This window comes from Bacillus sp. TH13, assembly GCF_016651175.1.
In the GTDB taxonomy this organism is placed as follows: domain Bacteria; phylum Bacillota; class Bacilli; order Bacillales; family Bacillaceae_G; genus Bacillus_A; species Bacillus_A thuringiensis_S.
This window is the reverse complement of record NZ_JAEKEJ010000016.1, coordinates 1-20,361: the sequence shown is the minus strand read 5'-3', so window position 1 is coordinate 20,361 and position 20,361 is coordinate 1. Positions and strand designations below refer to the sequence as shown.

Below are 20,361 nucleotides of genomic sequence, written 5' to 3'. Positions count from 1 at the left end.
ACATAATAGCCGATTCTAAATGAGAACCGGCTATTAATATGTAAAATCCGCCTAATATATCAAGGTTGAGAAACAGATATAAGATGTTTAGGCGATGTGTTTATTTCCTCTGCCAATGCTTTTATGTTCATCATGATTTGAAGTATTTCTTCTTTTGTTGTCCTTGGGTTGATAGAGCAAAGTCGAATTACTACTTTTTCTTTTAATTTAGTAGTACTTAGCATAGCAAATCCTCTTTGATTAATTTCTTCCACCAATTTTTTGTTTATTTCATGAATTGTATCTGTAGATGTTAGCTCACATGGAATATAACGAAAAGTAACAATTCCTAATTGGGCAGGTGTTACTACTTCCCAATCTTTTTCTTTCCTTAAAAACTCTTCAACTTGTTCAGCTAGCATAATGCCATGATCAATTGCCTCACGAAAAGCTGTAACACCGAATGCTTTAAAAGAAAGCCATACCTTTAATGCTCTAAATCTACGAGAAAGTTCAATTCCACGCTCCCCAAAATTCACTTTTTCTTCTATATTAGTTTCTGTATCCTTAATATACTCTGGGATCATACGGAATGTTTCACTTAAATATTGGCTATTTCGAATGAGTACACAACCAACATCATAAGGCTGAAAAAGCCATTTGTGCGGGTCTAACGTTAAAGAATCGGCACGATGAATTCCACTTAATAACTCCCTTCCTTTTTCACTGAGAATTGCTGCAGCACCATAAGCTCCATCCACGTGTAGCCATATATCTTCATCATTACAAAGATCAGCCAATTCGTTGAGGGAATCAACCGCTCCGCAATTGGTTGTCCCTGCATTAGCAATAACACAGAATGGTTTTTTCCCTTTTAGTCGATCTTCTTTTATTTGCTTTCTTAAAGTACTAACTGAAATTTTCAAATCTTCATCTGTCTCAATTCGGCAAATTTGATGCTGCTTAAAACCTAATACTTTAAGTGCTCGATCTACAGAAAAATGAGTTTGGTTAGAAAAATACACAATCGCATTTTCTATGTCATTATTCAGCTTGACCTGTCTCGCTACAGTAAGTGCAGTCAAATTAGCCATGGAACCGCCACTGACAAATAGGCCTTCAGCTGAATCAGGGAATCCTAGCATTGATTTTAACCAGTTAATTGTCGTTAATTCAATTTGTTCAGCACCTGCACCTACTATCCAAGCTGTAGGAAATACATTAAACCCACTTGCTAAAAAATCTGCTAATACACCAACATAATTATTAGGACCTGGCACAAAAGCCATAAAATGAGGATGATCCACATGAGTAATTTGATTAAACACATTGTTATTAAGAAAATGAAGTAATTCTTTTGGATTAGATCCGTTTTCCGGAATCGTTTCAATTAGCTTGTCTCTAAAAATATTACTATCAATCGTTTCTGAAACTGGTTTACTTTTTAAATGATTCATATGATCAACAATCAAGTCAACCGCTTGATATCCTAACTGACGCATCTCTTCGGCTGATAGCTGCAGGTTTTTTGTCATTTGATTTACCCCTATTCTATTTAAAAAGGCGAGTCCTTGCTCGCCTTTTGATTTTTTATAATTTGTAATCATCGATTGCCTGTATTGGATTTTGAAGAATCATGTTGATTAAGCAATGGATGTGATTTAATATTTCCTGTATTTTCTTCGCTTCATATACAGTTTGATCATATCCAAACTTTATTGTAAGTTTTTCTTCAGGGAAGCACATAATTCCATACTTTACATGTGGCTCATCAACAACTTCGTAATCCGTGATGGCAAAATGTCTGTTTTCATTTGAAGAAAAGATTGCTGGATTAGTTGGATAGTTTTCAAAAACCCAAAGATGATCAGTCAAGTCAGTTTTTAATTCACTTTGCTTTTGTATATCAACAAATGAATAGTATGCATACTCATTACATTTCAATGTTTCTAGTTGTACTTTTTGCAGGAAATCTACAAAAGTTTGCGTTTCTGTCCATGCTAGTCGGATAGGCAAAACATTTGTGAACAGCCCGAACATATTTTCAATTCCTTCTACTTCGGGAGGTCTGACTGATACGAGATTAGGCAATACTACTTCTCTCGTTCCGTTGAATTTGCCAAGTAATATTCCCCATACAGCTAGTAGTGCTGTATTCATAGTTATATTGTTTTTAGTTACAAATGTCTGTAACTGATTAGTCAACTCCTTGTCTAATGTTAAATCCATAAAAGTGAAGTTTAACCCTTCACTTTTAGATGGGACTTTCTTTTTAGGAATACTAATTTTCTGATTATATCCTGATAAATAATCCCGCCAAAAATGACGTGCTTTCTCATGATCTTGTGCCAAAGTCCAGTCTATGAATGTTTCAAAAGGTTTTACCATAGGTAACTCCGCCGTAGTTCCCGCATTTGTTGTTTCATAGAGCTGGAATAATTCGTCTATCAAAATGCTGACGCTCCAACCATCACATAATAGATGATGGGAACTCCAAATTACCTTATGCTCGTTATTACCTAGTTGGAATATACAGAGACGTGTCATAAGTTCATCATTTTTGAATCCTCGGCTTAAATTTTCATTCATCCACTGTTTTAGGAATTCTTGCTGTTCTTGTTTCGTCATCTCAATCAAGTTTTTTATTTCTAAATTTATTTGAACATCATATAGAACAGCTTGCCAATGTTTTGCTTGTTCATCTTGCACAATTATTGTTCTTAAAGAATCATGACGATCAACTAATTGTTGGAAACACTGAATAAAGAGTTTAATATCCAGCTCCCCCTCAAGTGCCCAAATTGTTTGTTCAAAATATGCATTTGTATCAGGTTCATTCGTAGCATGCTCATAAATAACTTTCTGGAAAGGTGCTAACGGATAAATACGCTCTATTTTTATATCCGGCATTTTTTCTTGTATTTTGGTAAGTGTATATTGATTAAGTTGTTTATCTTTAACATTTAGTAATGTAGCTTTATTATCGTTCATTATATTTACATCATTTGTTTGTGAACTTGAAAACTGGTCTAGCTTTTTAACAAATTGAACCATGTCCCTTAATATAGGAAATGAAAATAGATTTTTTGGTTCAAGCTCGAATCCTTGTCGATACAGTCTGACGGACACTTGAATCGCTTTTATCGAATCTCCACCTAAGGCGAAGAAATGATCATTTACTCCAACTTGATCTATTTTGAGTACTTCTTGCCAAATACTAGTTAATATTTTTTCCATTTCAGTTTTTGGAGCAATAAATACTTCATTTTTTTGTTTCTCCGGAGTAGGGAGCGCTTTTCTATCTAATTTTCCGTTTGAAGTCAGGGGTAATTGGTCCAAATAAACAAAATAAGAAGGAATCATATAATCTGGCAAGTAATCTCGCAAATGCTTTCGTAGTTCTGTTGTACTAATATTTTGCTCAGTTACCACATATGCAACTAAAAATTTTATTCCGTTCTCATCTGTTTGATCAATTACGACAGCATGTTCGACTTGTTTATAAGTTAGAAGACAATGAGAGATTTCTTCTAACTCTACTCGATATCCCTGAATTTTCACTTGGTAATCTTGGCGGCCTAAAAATTCAATATATCCCTCAGAATGCATTTTTCCACAATCTCCTGTTTTGTATATAAGACCAAAATCAGGATGTGACACAAACGCTTCATTTGTTTTCTTTTCATCATTTAAATATCCTTTAGCAAGGCCCACTCCCCCGATATATAAATCTCCAATTACACCAACAGGGCACATTTTCTTTTCATAGTTCAACACATAATACGTTTGGTTTGCCAAGGGCATCCCGTATGGAATACTGTTCCAATGTGATTCCACTTGTTTGACCGGATAATAAATTGACCAAATCGATGCTTCTGTTGCCCCTCCTAGTGAAACTACTTCTGCAATCGGAAAATGTCGTTTTATTTTTTCTGGTAAAGAAAGTGGAATCCAATCTCCGCTATGTAAAACTAAACGCAAAGAAGAATGTTCAAAATGAGAACCTACTTGATCCAATGCCAAATCCATGATTGCAGGCACTGTATTCCAAATTGTAATCCCTCTACGTTCGACAGTGTGGATTAATTCTTGCATGTTTCTTGGATCACGAATCATTACCAACATTGCACCTGTGCTTAAAGCTCCGAAAATATCGTATACAGATAGGTCAAAACACATGGAAGAGATACCAATAATACGATCATCTTCATTTACCTCATATTTTTGATTTATGTCTTGAATCGTATTTGTAACCGCTTGGTGAGTAATAATTACTCCTTTTGGTTTCCCTGTACTTCCTGAAGTGTATATAATATAGGCAATATCTTCTGGACCAGCAATAGCGGGCGTATCTTCTGTTGTATAAAATGACAAATGATTTTCTTCATAAAGACTAGGTTCTAATAAAAGTTTGCATGAGCTATTTTTTAAAATATATGTTTGGCGATCTAAAGGATGATCGGGATCAATCGGAACATAAGCTGCTCCTGCTTTTAAAATACCTAACATATTAACAATTGTGTCAACTCGCCTTTTTGCTAAAAGACCCACTTTGTCACCTAGACCAATGCCTTGCTCTTTTAAGAAGTGGGCAATTTGATTGGAGCGTTTATGAAGTTCCGAGTATGTTAACCATTCTTGTTCAAATACCACCGCTACTTCATCCGGTGTACGTTTTACTTGGTCTGTAAATAATTGATACAGAGTAGTTGAAGGTATTTTTTCTGTTGTTTCATTGTATTGTTTAATTAAAGTTTGATCCGATTCTTTCATCTGCAAAGATGTTATATCGCTTTGTTTCACCAATTGTTCCAATAAGTAAACAAATTGGGAAAACATTGCTTCTATTACATCAACATCAAACAACTCTTCAACATAGTTCCAGCTAATTAATAACTCTCCATTTTTTTCAATTACTACATTATCCAAATACACTTGTGGAGTCCGAGCATGAATATAGCGAAGAGAACCAAGTTGTTCCCAAGAGAAAGCACCTGCACCTGCTAACATCGAGGTGAAAACGATTGGCATAACTGCTTTTGGCGTCATTTGATGATATCGAGTAAAATCTCGAATAAAGTTAACTCCATCGTAATGACGATGTTCAAGGCCATCTAATAAAGTAGATTGCGTTTCTTTTACTCTAGTAAAGAAAGTTTGCTCTGGTTTTACATCAACATCCAACAAAATAAGCGATGTGAAATCTCCAACAATCTGTTCTACTTCATTATGAACAGGATAACGGTTAAATACAGTCAAATTAATTGCCAATTTACGTTGATTACTCCAATATGCCAACACATCACCATATATTGTACAAAGTAGAGCGGAAGGTGTTACCTCTTTCTCTTGTGCTAACTTTCGTAGCTTTGTCCATTTTTCATTGTCCAGGATTTTTGTAAGTGATTGGAATTTAGGAGTAGCAATCTCTGCTGGTTCCTTTTTTAACAGCAAAGAAGGTGCAAACGGAAAGTCAGGAAGCTTACTTGTCCAATAATCTTTTGCTGTTTTATATTCTTCGCTTTGTTCCATTTCATCATAGATAAACATGTAATCTTGAAAATCAAAAGATAGAGATTCTAATTTTTCATTTGGTTTATAATAATAATGCAACAAATCCTGTCCAACAATGTTCATGCTTGCTCCGTCCATTAATAAAGCATCGTATCGAAAACATAATAAATACGTGTCTTCTTTTAAAAGAAAGGCTTTTAATTCGAACAAAGGCCATTGCCCCAAAGGGAATACATGATTAGTCATTCGAGAACGCTCTTCTTGTAAGCGAGCATTTTGATTCCTATCATCTAAACCTATGAGACTCACTATTTCAATCTCGTAATCAGAAACACTTTGTAATATTTGCTGTTTTCCCTCTGGTAAAATTACAGCTCGCAACATTGGATGACGATGAATTACCTTTTGAAAACTTTTTGAAAGACGATTGATATCCAACGCTATTTCATATTCAAAATATGTTTGAGGTGAAATACCACTTAATTCAAACTGTGAATTCCGTCCTAACATATACGCTGTCTGAACTTCTGTTAAGGAAAATGGCTTAGATAAATCTTTAACACGAGTTGGTCTACTTTCAAGGTTTTCCTCTTTATGCTCTAACTTTACACAAGAACTCAGTTGAGCAATCGTAGGGTGCTTAAAAAAATCTGTTGTACTTATTTTTAAGCAGTCTTTTCTTAATAAATTAATTACCTGAAGTGCTTTAATGGATTCTCCTTTTAATGCAAAAAAATTATCATGAATACCGATTCCCTCAATCTCCATAACTTTTTCCCATGCACGCACTAATTTTTGTTCAATTTCATTGCGCGGGGCAACGTATGGAATTGATACATAATCCGTTTGTGTTATATCCAACAACCTTTTTCTATCCACTTTTCCATTTGGATTCAATGGAATCTCTTCTACCTGAATCATTTTTTCAGGAATCATAAACTCAGGTAGTTTATCACTTAAATATTTTCTGATTTCACCAAAAGACACCTTGTTATCCGAAACATAGTAGGCAGCTAATAATTTCCTATTTCCATACACTTGATCAACAACGATAGCCTGGTTTATTTCTGGATATTCCCTTAATTGAGTTTCGATTTCTCTTAATTCAATCCGATACCCCCGAATTTTCACTTGATGATCCATTCGACCTAAATATTCAAGTTCTCCATTAGGCAACCAACGAACGAGATCACCTGTATGATACATCATTTCCCCTGCCGTAAAAGGACTCGGTACAAACTTTTCATCTGTCAGTTTATTTTTACCAAGATAGCCTCGTGCTACCGCTACGCCAGCAATGCAGAGTTCCCCGGGAATTCCAAATGGTTTTAATTGGCCATACTTATTCAATATATAGGAATGATAATTCGGGTTAGGTTTGCCAATCGTAACTTCTTTGGAAGTGCTCAAGTCTTTTACTGTTGCACAAATGGTTGTTTCTGTGGGACCATAAATATTTAAAATTGTTGCTTCACTGATACAACGAATTTTTTCAACCAAATCAATGGAAAATGATTCTCCTGCTAATAAAATAGATTTTAAATCTTTTAGAAAATTTGCCCCTTCTGGATCACTCAAAATCACTTCCATTCGCGATGGCGTTGATTCCCATAAATCTACCTTATGTTTTTTGACTAAATGAGCCAATTCTTTTGTTGCAAACTGGTCCTCTGTAGCAATTACTACTTTTGAGCCTTGCGTTAAAGGAAGACATATTTCTAACAAGGAAATATCAAAAGATACACTAGCAAGAAACAAGAATGATTGATTAGCCTTTACTTTTTCTCTCATTACATTTAAAAAATGAACTAGCGATTTTTGTTCGATCATTACCCCTTTTGGATTTCCTGTCGATCCTGATGTGTAAATAACATAAGCCAAATCATTAGGATTATGTTCTCGTACTAAATTACTTTCTTCACCTTGGAAAAGATATTCTTTATCAAGATACAGTACTTCACCCGCAAATTGCGGCAATACTTCCTCTGTTCGCTTACTAAGTAAATATTTTGCTTGACTATCTTGTAACATATATTCAATTCGTTCAGTTGGGTAGTTAGGGTCGATTGGTAAATACGCTGCTCCTGCTTTTAAAATCCCCATCATACCAATAATCATTTCTAATGACCGATCTACCATAACGCCAATAATACTTTCTTTTGAAACACCTTTACTTTGAAGAATAGAAGCCAATTGATTCGCTTTCTTATTCAATTCTCTATATGTCAAAGATTGATCATTACAAACAACAGCAATTTGATCTGGAGTTTTTAATACTTGCGCTTCAAACAAATCTTGAAATGATTGAAACAAGTCTATGCCCGTTTGAAAAGTATTCAATCCTTCTAACAACTCTTTTTCTTCTTCTGCAATAATACAAATATCTTTCAATGCCAAATTCGGGTTTTGTGAAACTTGCTTTAAAACATAACAATACGAATTGGCAAACTGTTGCAAAGAAGAGAATGAACGGGACTTGCAAGAAATTTGAAATTCAAATTCATTATGTATTTCATTCCATTTTCTTCGTATCCATAGGGCTAAATTATTCTCTGCGTATTCTTCTAGCGAATTTTCATTATGTAATCCTTCCATCCCGATTACAATTTGAAAAGGAGTTAAATTGTGTTTAACTAATAATTCAGAGAGCGAATACTCCTGATTTTCATACCCGAATAAAGTCGTTTGTTCAATCTCATTTACTAATTGTTTAAAGGTGTGATGCGGATGGATTTCACTTCCTAAAGGAATCAACTTATTAAGATTCTCACTTTGTTCAAGATTCTTTTCAATTATAGGAATACCAATAGTAATTCTTTCTTGATCTGTATAATGTGCCAAACAAACCCTTAAAGCGGCTTGAAACCAGCTAAATAATAATAAATCTTGAGACTTACTTATTTTTTGTATACTTTTACTAAATTCTACATTCACTATGATTTGAACGTACTCACAAGGTGTTTCTTTATTTAGTTGGTAATCGCTATTAAATACAGAAAAATCGAGAATCTCGGAAGATAATTGCTCCTTCCAAAACGCTTCTACTTCTTTATTTTCATGAATCGAACTTCGATCTTTAATGTGCATTTTTATCTTTATCCCCCTAATATTCATTTCTTCTACTCGTTAATTTTCAAGCCAACTTCAAGCCCATGGAGAAACACTTGATGGTTATCCAAACATAAAAATTGCTGAATCTCTTCAAATTTCATATGACCAACTGAACAAACCCCTAAATTTAATGTCTCAGCAACCATATTTAAGGTAGCAGTGATAATGCCTGACTCAATACAAGCAAATAAATATCCATCTGAACCGTATTTCGGGATGGAAGCGTTCGCATTATAAACCAAATAAACTGAGAAGGCAGATTGAGTAAATAAATCCTGATTAATTAACTCATGATCACTTTTGATTACTTGATCAATGTTGTTTACAATCACAAGACTATTTTTTGATGGGTTATAATAATAAAATCCAGCTCTCATACCCTCTATACGTTTTGGTTTTACATAAACAAAGATATCAATGGGATAGAGCCCGCCTGCACTTGCGTAATGATAGTATATTTTTTCTTCCCTAACCTGTTTTAGAGTTGATAAGAATTGGGAAAATTCCGAAAAACTAATATGTTTTTCCATATCAAATTGACGACAAGACCTACGTTCCTTGATTATAGTAGGTAGCTCATCTGTTGTTTCAAGTTGAATTTCGGTTGACCGTGCAGCAACGTGCGTGCGATTTAATTGTTCACTCATATACTTATCTAACTTTTCTTTAGAAAAGCGAATCTGGTTGCTATATGGATTTGAAAAAATCTTTTCTTGTGAAGAAAATACTTCTCTTGGGTGTAATATGTTACTTACTAACACACGATTTTTTATCATGAGCTCTATATTTTTTTGTGTCTCTTCTACATTTCCTAACGAAAAGCGCTCTACTAGTTCACTGATTTTCACACCTTTTTGAGCCATAAAATAAAAATCAGGAAACCACTCAGACAGAATACCTGTAAATCTCATTTCCCCTATCAAAACTTCATTATGCAACTTCTCCCAATGCTTAATCGGAGACCAGTAATAAATTTTCTCGCTCATATAACCCTCCATAAACGTTTAACTTATTTTTGAAATGCAATTTTCTAATCTACAAAATTTTTTTAGATTCTGCTCCTTGTCTCATAGTGATTATAAATACATGCACTTTAACGAAACTTGAAAATAATGAAATAACTTTTTCTTCATTAAAATTTTTTATTTCATCATAAAAAATGATTTTTCTTTGGATATTTCACATCCTTTCCCATAGTAATCCTATAAGTTATAAACCATTTATAACATTGAGAATATTCATGTATTTCCAATGTGAAATTATTGTAATGGATTGGAGAGCGGTTGAATATAGTTATTAAATCAAATAATGTTGAGAAAGTTTTATTTATTATATCGATAAAATTTTATGATGTAATTTATTACAAATATATTAAGAAAAGAGTTTTAAATTTTTCTTAATCAGTTAGTGTGAAAATATCACATACTATTACATACAATCGAGTTACTTACATTTCATATTCAAAATAGAGAAAAGACACCTTGAATGGTGTCTTTTCTCTATTTTAATTCCATATACTTTTTACGCCTTTGTTATTTTTAAACGATTTGTAGGAATTAATACAACTCGAACATCTAGTTCGTTATATGTTCGAATATATAATAAACATTATCTGAATTACGAATGTATTTCAGATAATGTTATAAATAAACTCAAAGATATCTTCTCCTCCTACTGTCACAAAAGAAATAATCTATTGCTTATTTCTTTTATTAAATTGTAATATAATTACAGTATGTGAAATTATATTACATTAACTTTAAAAACGAAGTGAGAATAATCTTCACTTCGCTTTTTTTATTTGCAATCCTTATTAAATTTGCTCAATGCAGTATTTATTTCCACATTCTTCGCTTTTATTTAATCGGTTTCTCTGTTTTTAAGACAAATGAACTTAATGCAGGAACTTTAATTTTATTGTCATGGACAACATAAAGTGGTTTACTTCCCGCCTGCTTGCCGTCTACTAGTACTTTCCAAGGCCCTTTCGATGGAAGTGTTATTTCAACAGCTTCTCTATTTGCATTGTGAGCCACTGTAAAGTATTCATTTTTATTCCCCTCTATTGTATAAGCTACAGTATTTTTCGGAGCATCAATAAATGATACGTGTGTTTTTATTTGCTCTGCAGATGTCATTCGAAAAGCTGAGTACTTTTTGCGTAATTCTATTAAACCCTTCATATAATCTACTTCATTATTAAACGTTGCACGGCGCAGCCAATCCATCTGGTTAATTGAGTCTGGAGATTTGTAACTATTATGATCACCGTATTTCGTCCGCATAAACTCTTGCCCTGCATGTAAAAATGGAATTCCTTGTGATGTTAATAAAATCGAAGAAGACAATTTGTGCATTTGTGTTCGCACTTCATCGCTGTCACCTGGATTAGTTAACTCAAGTTTATCCCATAATGTATGATTGTCATGTGCTTCCACATAAGTTAATACCTGTTCCGGATCTTGATAGGTAGACGAATTTGTATCGTAGTCAATACCTGCCGTAATACCTTTTTTAATACGATCTTCCATATTTTCCTTTCCATTTATAAAACCATTTTCTTTCTCCTCAAATACACTACCTTTCAACCCATCACGTATATTATCGTTAAAATGAGCAATCCCTTTCATTTTCTCTGCATTTTTTTGATTTGCTTTCAGCTCAGCTGCAAGAGGTGTATTTAAATCCCATCCTTCTCCGTGTAGTATAATAGAAGGGTCAATTTGATTAACAGCTTTACGTATTTCATTCATCGTTTCATAATCATGAATACCCATTAAATCAAAACGGAATCCATCTAAATTGTATTCTTTTGCCCAATATGTTACGGAATCTATCATAAATTTCCTCATCATTTTTCTTTCTGAAGCAGTATCATTTCCTACTCCAGTTCCATTTGCAAATGTTCCATCTTCATTGTAACGATAATAATAACCTGGAACTAACTTATGAAAATTAGATTCAGCAGCGTTATACATATGGTTATATACTACATCCATCACTACTCGAAGATTATTATCATGTAGTGTTTGAACCATTTGCTTTAATTCAGTTATTCGAACAGTTGGCTCATAAGGATTTGTAGAATAGGAGCCTTCTGGAACGTTGAAATTTTTAGGATCATATCCCCAGTTATATTGCGGTTCATTTAAAGTCTCTTCATTTACTGAAGCATAATCAAATATCGGTAAAAACTGAACGTGAGTAACACCAAGCTCCTTTATATGATCAAGTCCTGTTTTTACACCTTCTGGCCCTTTTGTCCCTTTTTCTGTTACACCTAAATACTTCCCTTTCTGTTTAATACCACTTTCAGGTTGAATGGAAAGATCGCGTACATGTAACTCATAAATAATAGCATCTTCCGGAGTTTTAAATTTTGGCTTTTTGTTTACTTTCCATTTTTTAGGATTTGTTTCTTCTAAATTAACGACTGCACCTTTATCCCCATTTACAGAAGCAGCACGCACATATGGATCAACCGCTTCAGTCCACTTATCACCAATTTTGACCTTATACGTATAAAGGAGCCCTTTTTGGTTCCCCTTTAGTTCTGCTGTCCAAGTTCCCTTTTCACCTTGTTGCATGTTTATTTCAGCACCTATTTTATCGTTCCAGTTTTTATATGTAACTAACTTCGCTTCGCTTGCAGTAGGAGCCCATAAACGGAACTTTGTATGTTGCGCGGTATATGTATTCCCTAAATCGTTACCACTATAATAAAATAAATTATCAAATTCCTCGCTACGAATGACTTTACCAATTTCAGTATTCGTATCAGCTAAGTTTTCTATTTTAACTTTGTATGTTTGCTTTAAATCAATTTTCTGTTCCGTAATTATTTTAACCTTATTAGTAATATCTCCACTGTTTATATCATAAGGACTAATATTCTTAATTTTAATGCCTTCAATTTCAATTTTCTTTTCCCTAATATGAAACGGGACATTAGTCGTTACGGTAATTTCATGGAAACTATCAATAGTTGCTTTTTGAATTGAGAGATCTGAAGAAGGCTTAGAGTTATATACTTTTTCATCGCCCGAAAGAATCCATACTTCAGCACGACCGCCCTTTATATTTTCAATCCAACGATCCCCACCATCTTTTTCCCATTCATTTGTTCGAACTATAAATCCTACACGATTATAGTCACCGTCTATTTTTATCTTAGCGTATTTTCCAAATTCATCTTCACCAGTAAATTCATAAGATGTACCATTTGCATTTTCTCCCCATAACCAAAGATTCCAGTCTTTTGTATTTCCAAGCTTCTCTTTGTAATGAATGATAACTTCAGTTGTTTTCGAATTTGAAACTGCCTTCACACCCTGAAAGGAGAAAACAGATGATAACATAACGATTAAAGTAAGTAATAAAACTGTTTTGTTAATTAATCTTTTTATAATTTGCACCACATACACCCTTTCTTCAAATATTACTAGCGATTTATTATGCTTACACTGAATAACACTGCTTAAATTAATCTAGAAATCTCTTTTGCTTCACCTCCATATTGGCTATTTTCACGTATGTATTTCAATGACCTTTTAATACGAAAGCGCTTGCGTAAATACTTAAAAAAATAGATTTGTGTATGCCCTCATATATTTGTGTATGCCCTCATATATTTGTAAATGCTAAAAGATCAGGGAAATCATTTTAAAGCAACCGTTTGTTATCGCTTTCATTTTATAGACTTTCTATCAAGAGGTCAATATATTATTAATTTTCTGTTTTTATATACTTTAAGCCTTATTTATTTGTCGCAACTTCTTACAGATAACGCGCCTAATTATTGCTTAGTCAGTTTATTTTCAACAATACATTGCTACGTAAAAAAGCTAATATCCTTAAAATGATATTAGCTTTTTTCATAATGTATTAATATATGAATGAGAACTATATTTCTAAATTACTTAATTTTTGCTGCATCAAATGCTTTTTGAACTGCTTGAACTTCAGCTGTATTCGCACCATATTTATTAGTTGCCACTCGAATACATGCTGATCTCAATTCTTTGAAATTAGAAGTCATGTTTAACTCATCTGTATTTGCATAATAGAAAATATCAAACATTTTATCTTCACCAATTCCTTTAACAGTTACTCCGTTATGAGTTCCGCCTTTTGCAATGAGATACGCAACTTTATTAATAATACTTGAATTAAAATGAACACCGCCTTGATCCCATCCATTAAAATCGTTAAATTCACTGTAATCATCTGGATAAGGTACTCCTAGTGAAGATGGAACAGAAGCTGGGTTTTCCATATCACGGAAAACAGATCCCGTTTGTTCTCCCATTGTCCAGTTAAAGTTTCCATTATTTACGTATTTCTCAATAGATGTTCCCATAATATCAGATAGCGCCTCATTAATCGCACCAGATTCCCCGAAATATTCAAGGTTAGATTCGCTAGAAGTAACAGCATGTGTAAATTCATGTCCAGCTACGTCATATGCTTTAACAATAGGATCCCCATATACAAGCATACTTCCATTATTAGCACTTAATGCATTCTGCCAATTTTTTGGATCATTCGTCTCTTCAGAATCCCAAGCGTGTACAACTGAAACTACCTTTTGTCCCTTATTATCAAAGCTATTACGCTTGTATTTATCTTTATAAAAATCAAATACTTTTGTTGCTAAGTAATGAGCACTTACCGCTTTCGGATCGTTAAATGTTGCCGAAGTACTAGTCGCTAATGTACCAGGATAATAGCTTTCTTCTTTAGTAATATCTCTGTAATTCACATCATATGTTTCAATTCCTTGCCCTCTTGTATAATCAGCCAGAGCATATTTGCCATTACTTTGTTTAGAGATACCAAATGAACGAGAAATACCTAAATCATCTTTTCCTGTTCCAGTTAATGATGTAAGACTGCTTTGTTTACTTTTCTTTAAAGCGCCAACTAGTTTGTCACTAGCCTTTAAGTTAGATTCTTGTACCATATTTTTTAACATATCACCATTTTGTGCATTTACTAAATAAGTACCAGAAACATAGTTTGGTGTTGCAGCTTCAAAGGTAACTTGGTATGCATTTTTAGCTTGTCCATTATTTTCATCAACAAAAATAACCTCTTTAACTTCTGGCTCAGTAATAAACTTGATATCGTTCCCGTACTTCGTATAAATAAATTGTTTTGCTTCATCTTTTGACAGATTAATAGGTTTTTTCAATTCTTCTTGTTTTAGATTTTGCGCGCTATCACCTGAAACACTTTTAATAACACCCTTATTATCTACGTGTGCAGTTAATTGATGGCCATATACTTCTTTTCCTTCGTATGTTTGCTGCATACGCACAAGTGTAGTTCCATCATACGAACCACGTTTTTGAAGGACTTTATAATCTACTCCAGATTCTCCATTGACTTGTTTTTGGGACAGAGCTTGTTCTGTTTTCTCCTTAAGTGCATCCTTTACTACATTTTCTGGTGCCTTTTGTGACGGCTGTGTAAGTTCACCCGAACGGAACGATTCCTCCTGAATTTGAACTTGTAGTTGATCTGTTTCCTCTGCATGACCTACCCCATATGGTGCCACAGCTGTTAAAGCTAATCCTGTTGTTAATGCTACCTTAGTTAATGTCTTTTTGTTTTTCATTATTTCACCTCGTATAATTTTTGAAATAGAAAGCTTGTACAAAGTATACTGTCTATTTCTGTCGGAAAAAGAGAAAATACAAAATTTATGTAACATTATGCAAAATTACATAAATTGTGGTCAATATTATAAATAATGAACGGAACACATATGTACATTAATTTGAATAAAAGAGATTCCTTATAGGCGCTCATCCAATTGGTTAGTTATTAATTATCTATATTCATTCTAATAAAAGTATACTTACATCTAAATAACAACATAAAAACCCACTCTTAACTATTTTAAGAGTGGGTTTAATGCTATTAAAATAACAATTACTATAAGAAACCTTATAATTTATATTTTTTTAGTAATCCTATTAAGTTTTTTATAAAATTCACCTTTTGTCTTTGCATGATTAAACTCATTTGGATTAATATTTGCTTTTTGTGAGAGTGCTACAATTTCTTCTTTTGAAATTGAGTCTTTCGTATTTATAGATGCTATATTTGTGTATTTTCCGTCTTCTGTTTTTGGAATTTCTAAAATCCCTTTATTCACGAGATCAACTACAGCCTTATGCTCTGAAGAATGTAAATCTACACCAGTAATTTTCCAATTACGCATAACTTTTGGAGTGTATACACCATTCTTTACCTCTTTTAAATATGTAATAGCAAGGTTACGAATGGTTCCGCCTGTTTCTCCAAATGCATTCTCTTGTTTAGATGACCAAATTTGTTCAAACTTACGCCCCTCTAAAGCTCCCCCTTTTGCCTGAAGAGCCTCCATTCTATATGCATTCATTCCCAACGTCATAACATCGCTCATTTTGATTGGTTTGCTTGTACGAATAGAGCGTAAATTTGTAATTCTGCTTCCATATGGTTTTGTTAAGTCAATTTCGTATTTTACGCCTCCAAAGAAATCGTTCGTACTGTATTTAGATGCACGGCGGGTTTTATCAAAGCTAACGGTTACATCTCCGGCACGAGATGAGTTAAAATATCCTGCTGCCCATTCCATATAGTCTTTTAAATCTTTTCCAGAAATCTTATATACTGTAATTTCTCCCAAGGCATATTGGTAATTGTACGCAATATCTTTTTTCTTAATAGGACCTGTATCTAAACGGGCATAATCATTATCAATTTGATGGGCTACTACATCTGCTTTACTGTAGTAGAGCATGACTTCATGAAAGAAATCTGATAAAGGTGTTTCTTGAATCTGAACACTTGGAATACCCTTTATTTCATTTTCAGGAACAAGATTTCTACCCTTTAATTGAGCAACTACAACATTTGCATCTCCTCTCGCATATTCGTGAAAAGGTGTTAATGTTTCTTCAAGTGTAGGATCAGATAATATCGTTGTTCCATCAGCATTTTTTACAGGTATAGCGGTAGCAGTTTTATCTTTTAAAACCAACTTCCCATCTTGCTTTGTAAAAGTAAGGTCAATACGTGAAATATGTGTTCCATATTTATCTGGTTCTGTAATAATTACACCATTTACAACTTCTTTTTTTACAAGTTTATGCATGTGAGCCGCAAAAATAGCACTTAGTTCCGGACAAGCATTTGCAATATCTTGAACACCAGTACCAGGGATACCATTCTCATTTTCTAATCCCATATGCATAACTCCTACCATTACATCTACTTTACCTTCTAATTCTTTAATTGCCTTTTTTGTCTCTTCTACCGGATTTTTCACCACTAAACCATCTAAATGATCAGTTCCTTTTTCAAAGTCACTAATCATTGGGGTATTCATACCAATAATCCCGACTTTAATTCCACCTTTTTCAACAATTGTATATGCAGGAAGAAAGCGTTCTCCATTTTCCTTATAAATATTATCTGCTAACGTTTTTCCCTTATATTGCTCACTAACTTTTTTCAATGTATCTAATCCAAAGTTGAATTCATGATTTCCAAATGCCCAGGCGTCATATCCCATTGTATTCATCGCTACCATCATTGGCGATTGTGGCTTATCGTTGAATAATTCTACTGAGTTTCCTTGAATTGTATCCCCGGCATCTACTAATATAGTATTTGGATTTTCTTGACGGACCTTCTTAATAACCGTATAAAGCTGCGTCAAACTTCCACTCATATTTGCTCCATCAAGTGCATAATCCCAAGGCATAAATCTACCATGAATATCTGCAGTACCTAACAATGTAATATTTACTTCAGATTCCTCAGCCTTAGAGATAGGTGGTTTGACTATTACTGCTGTTGCAAGCAGTAATAGAATTACAAAGTAACATACATAGTTCTTCCATTTCATTTTTTGCATAATAATAATATTTCTCCCCTTTTTGTACTTTCATAAAGTTGTTTGAACTTTAAAAATGTAACTTATTATTCAGGAAACTTCAACTACAAAAGATAATTTTGAAGGTGGTTCTGTTGCAAAAATAAAGAGAATAAATTGCATACATCCCCTAACAGAATTGTATTTTATCATTTCCTGACAGAATACCCCTTCCTTATGGGTGTGAAGTATACTTTCAAAATAAGGACATATCATTTATCATCATAAAAATCATCAGTTCAATTTATTAAAACGGGCATATACAATATGTTATGATGCTAATTTTTTTGAATTTCGTTGCTGATTTATTTCCTTCTAAATAAAAACACTTTCAAAAAAATAACCCCGCTCTTCATTGAAGACGGGGTTACACTTATACAGAAAATCGGATAGTTTCATATTTTCTTAAGCTTATTGGTTACTTTCAACTAATTTCATTCTATTTTTGTTTTCTTCTGAATCAATATGAATCAACCGTTTTCCCTGTTTATAATACGTATCAATAAATAGGGAATGATTTTTACTTTTCAATTTCACAAAGCAATTTTATCTCTTTGATTTGTAACATATGACGCTGTTCATGCAAATAGATCAGTTCTATCCACTGGTCAAGCGGTAAATCTCCAAGCGCTGGATGCATCACTGATTTTTTCGCTAATATAGACTCATCTTCTATTGTACTCAGGAAACGCATCAATTCTTTTCTTGATTTGCTTAGCATATTGAGCATTTGCTGCACTTCAAATGGTTCTATACTTGGTTCAATCATTTCTGGAGCTATAAACTTTTTCGTTCTATCTAATAAAATAGTGTGAATTTCTTTACGCTCATTTTGGGTACTATCTAACTTTTTTAATCCTGAGGAAATAACTGTTATAACTCTCTCATCTAATAAAACTATATGATGACAAACTTGTGCAATACTCCATTTATCCTTATCTGGTTTCCTATTAAATTGAGCATCACTCAACAAAGTAATTTCCTCAACTAATTGATTTCTCGTTTCATAAAACTTACCATTCACAAATTTATCCATGCGGATTCTCCTTTCATTGCAACCTACATACTTAAATTCCTACGCTAGAAATATTATCTTCGAAAAATTTTTCTTTCACTACTATTCCAATTTCATTTAAAGCGACAAATGAAGTTATTTGTTTTTTTGTATATTTTTAATTGACACAAATAAATCAACCTTTAACTTTCCTTCTAGATCTTCAGCAACATTATTTAAGCAAAACTCTAAATTATCTCTATCATAATCTGCATCATACTCACTATTTGGTAGCCACTCTGCATACATGTATTGATACGCTTCACTTAACTTGTGAGGTTTATCATAAAACTGGTATAGACCATAGTTACCTCCATCTAATCTTTTAAATTGCACATCATGATACTTTTCTTTATCGAAGTTTTCAGGAATCGTAACACATGCATCATGCCGGCACTTATGGCTTGCAACAAGTTCAGGATTATCTAATGATATTCCGATAAATGATTGCTCTGGTGGATAAAGGTTATTTTCAATTGACCAGTTCAGTAACTTTCCCCAGTGATTTTGCGGTTCAAAGTAGCTACCAGTTCGTCTTATATACGCTACTTCTAATGGTGGTAATTTTTTTATAACAACTTTCATTTACATCTTCTCCCTATAAATACGTACACTGTTTATTTAGCTTTCTTTAATATTTATTCCTTCTTAAATAAAAATAATTTTCTAATCACATAAAGTGAACCTTTAATCAGCGGGGGATGAATTTTAATTGTAATATAATGGATTACTACTACTAAAGTAGTATGTACTTTCATACTTTTATTTGATTTTAAATTCTTTTTAAATCGATATATTAATTGTAAGAAAATAAAAAGGTGGAGGATTTTAATTGATTAAAGGAATATACGAAGCGCATTTACCAGTGAGTAATTTACAACAATCTATCGAATTTTATGAAAAACTAGGATTGAAGTTAGCCTGGAGCGATGAATCAACAGCATTCTTTTGGATTGAGGAAGGGAAAAGTTGGCTAGGATTATGGGCGGGCTCTGAATACGAAACAAAATATCATCCTTCTTTACGTCATATTGCATTTAGAGTTTCATATGAGGATTTAAAAGAATCATTACATTGGTTACACTCACTTCAAATTAAAGCTGTTCCGTTTGGGAGTAATGAATCTATTGAACCCTTTGTCCGTCCACATCAAGGTAATGCATCTGTTTATTTTATTGATCCAGATGGTAATAGCTTAGAACTTATTTGTCATATTGTTGTACCTAACGCACTAAAACATATAACTGATAACTTATCCTTTAAAAATTGGGAGACACTATTAGCTGAAACATTTGAATGAATATTAGTTATAAATCATAATGGCTCGCCTTTATTTTTATAACATGTATAACAATCTTGAATAATAATGTCCTATCAATTTATCATTAAATAAATGTAAAAAATGACCCTATTTATTCATTTTTAATGCGTATGTATGTACATTTGTTAATTTATTCGATATATTATGGGTATTGAATGATTACGTAAAGTGTATAGGTCGCTTATATAACACCTTATATTTTTATATCCGTGAAAACTACAAAGTGTATGAAAATCCATTTGTCAAATGAATTTAGTGCGGAAGGAGGTTTGTGGTTACTTCATAGGGTATAATAATCAGTTTTTTACTGATAAAAATATAGGAGGCGACATAATGTTTCGTACGATTTCAAATTTCATGAGAGTAGCTGAGATAAGAAGGAAAATCCTTTTTACACTAGCGATGTTAATCGTTTTTCGAATTGGCACGTTTATTCCAGTTCCTCATACTAAC

Annotated in this window: 10 protein-coding genes; 2 read left to right on the top strand and 8 right to left on the bottom strand. The window is 33.2% G+C overall.

Going from position 1 to position 20,361, the window contains the following annotated elements:
- Positions 1-59 precede the first annotated feature (59 nt).
- From JFU02_RS04105 to JFU02_RS04070, 8 genes are all read right to left on the bottom strand, one after another.
- Positions 60-1,514, bottom strand: coding sequence for a pyridoxal phosphate-dependent decarboxylase family protein (locus tag JFU02_RS04105; RefSeq protein WP_000164810.1), 1,455 nt, complete (start codon positions 1,512-1,514; stop codon positions 60-62).
- Positions 1,515-1,569: 55 nt separating this feature from the next.
- The gene (locus JFU02_RS04100) at positions 1,570-8,580 is read right to left on the bottom strand and encodes a non-ribosomal peptide synthetase (RefSeq protein WP_140348211.1); all 7,011 of its coding nucleotides are present in this window, start codon (positions 8,578-8,580) and stop codon (positions 1,570-1,572) included.
- A 32-nt stretch (positions 8,581-8,612) separates the two neighbouring features.
- The gene (locus JFU02_RS04095) at positions 8,613-9,590 is read right to left on the bottom strand and encodes a SagB/ThcOx family dehydrogenase (protein ID WP_140337747.1); all 978 of its coding nucleotides are present in this window, start codon (positions 9,588-9,590) and stop codon (positions 8,613-8,615) included.
- A gap of 870 nt (positions 9,591-10,460) precedes the next feature.
- The gene (gene pulA / locus JFU02_RS04090; RefSeq protein WP_061666113.1) at positions 10,461-13,019 is read right to left on the bottom strand and encodes a type I pullulanase; all 2,559 of its coding nucleotides are present in this window, start codon (positions 13,017-13,019) and stop codon (positions 10,461-10,463) included.
- Positions 13,020-13,519: 500 nt separating this feature from the next.
- Positions 13,520-15,223: a M4 family metallopeptidase gene (locus JFU02_RS04085; protein ID WP_000791455.1), complete on the bottom strand. Its 1,704-nt coding sequence runs from the start codon at positions 15,221-15,223 to the stop codon at positions 13,520-13,522.
- Between the two features lie 339 nt (positions 15,224-15,562).
- A complete protein-coding gene (locus JFU02_RS04080; protein ID WP_201069935.1) occupies positions 15,563-17,515 on the bottom strand; it encodes a bifunctional metallophosphatase/5'-nucleotidase in 1,953 nt (650 codons plus the stop codon).
- A 538-nt stretch (positions 17,516-18,053) separates the two neighbouring features.
- Positions 18,054-18,569 (bottom strand): DinB family protein, encoded by a 516-nt coding sequence (locus JFU02_RS04075; protein ID WP_000357358.1) that lies wholly within the window; start codon positions 18,567-18,569, stop codon positions 18,054-18,056.
- 114 nt (positions 18,570-18,683) lie between these two features.
- A complete protein-coding gene (locus JFU02_RS04070; RefSeq protein ID WP_061666111.1) occupies positions 18,684-19,172 on the bottom strand; it encodes an AraC family transcriptional regulator in 489 nt (162 codons plus the stop codon).
- 247 nt (positions 19,173-19,419) lie between these two features.
- Here JFU02_RS04070 and JFU02_RS04065 point away from each other — a divergent pair, with 247 nt between their 5' ends.
- Positions 19,420-19,887, top strand: a complete 468-nt coding sequence (locus JFU02_RS04065) for a VOC family protein (protein WP_000589641.1) — start codon at positions 19,420-19,422, stop codon at positions 19,885-19,887.
- 354 nt (positions 19,888-20,241) lie between these two features.
- The coding region (locus tag JFU02_RS32560) for a hypothetical protein (RefSeq protein WP_346656155.1) at positions 20,242-20,361 on the top strand (120 nt) is incomplete at its 3' end.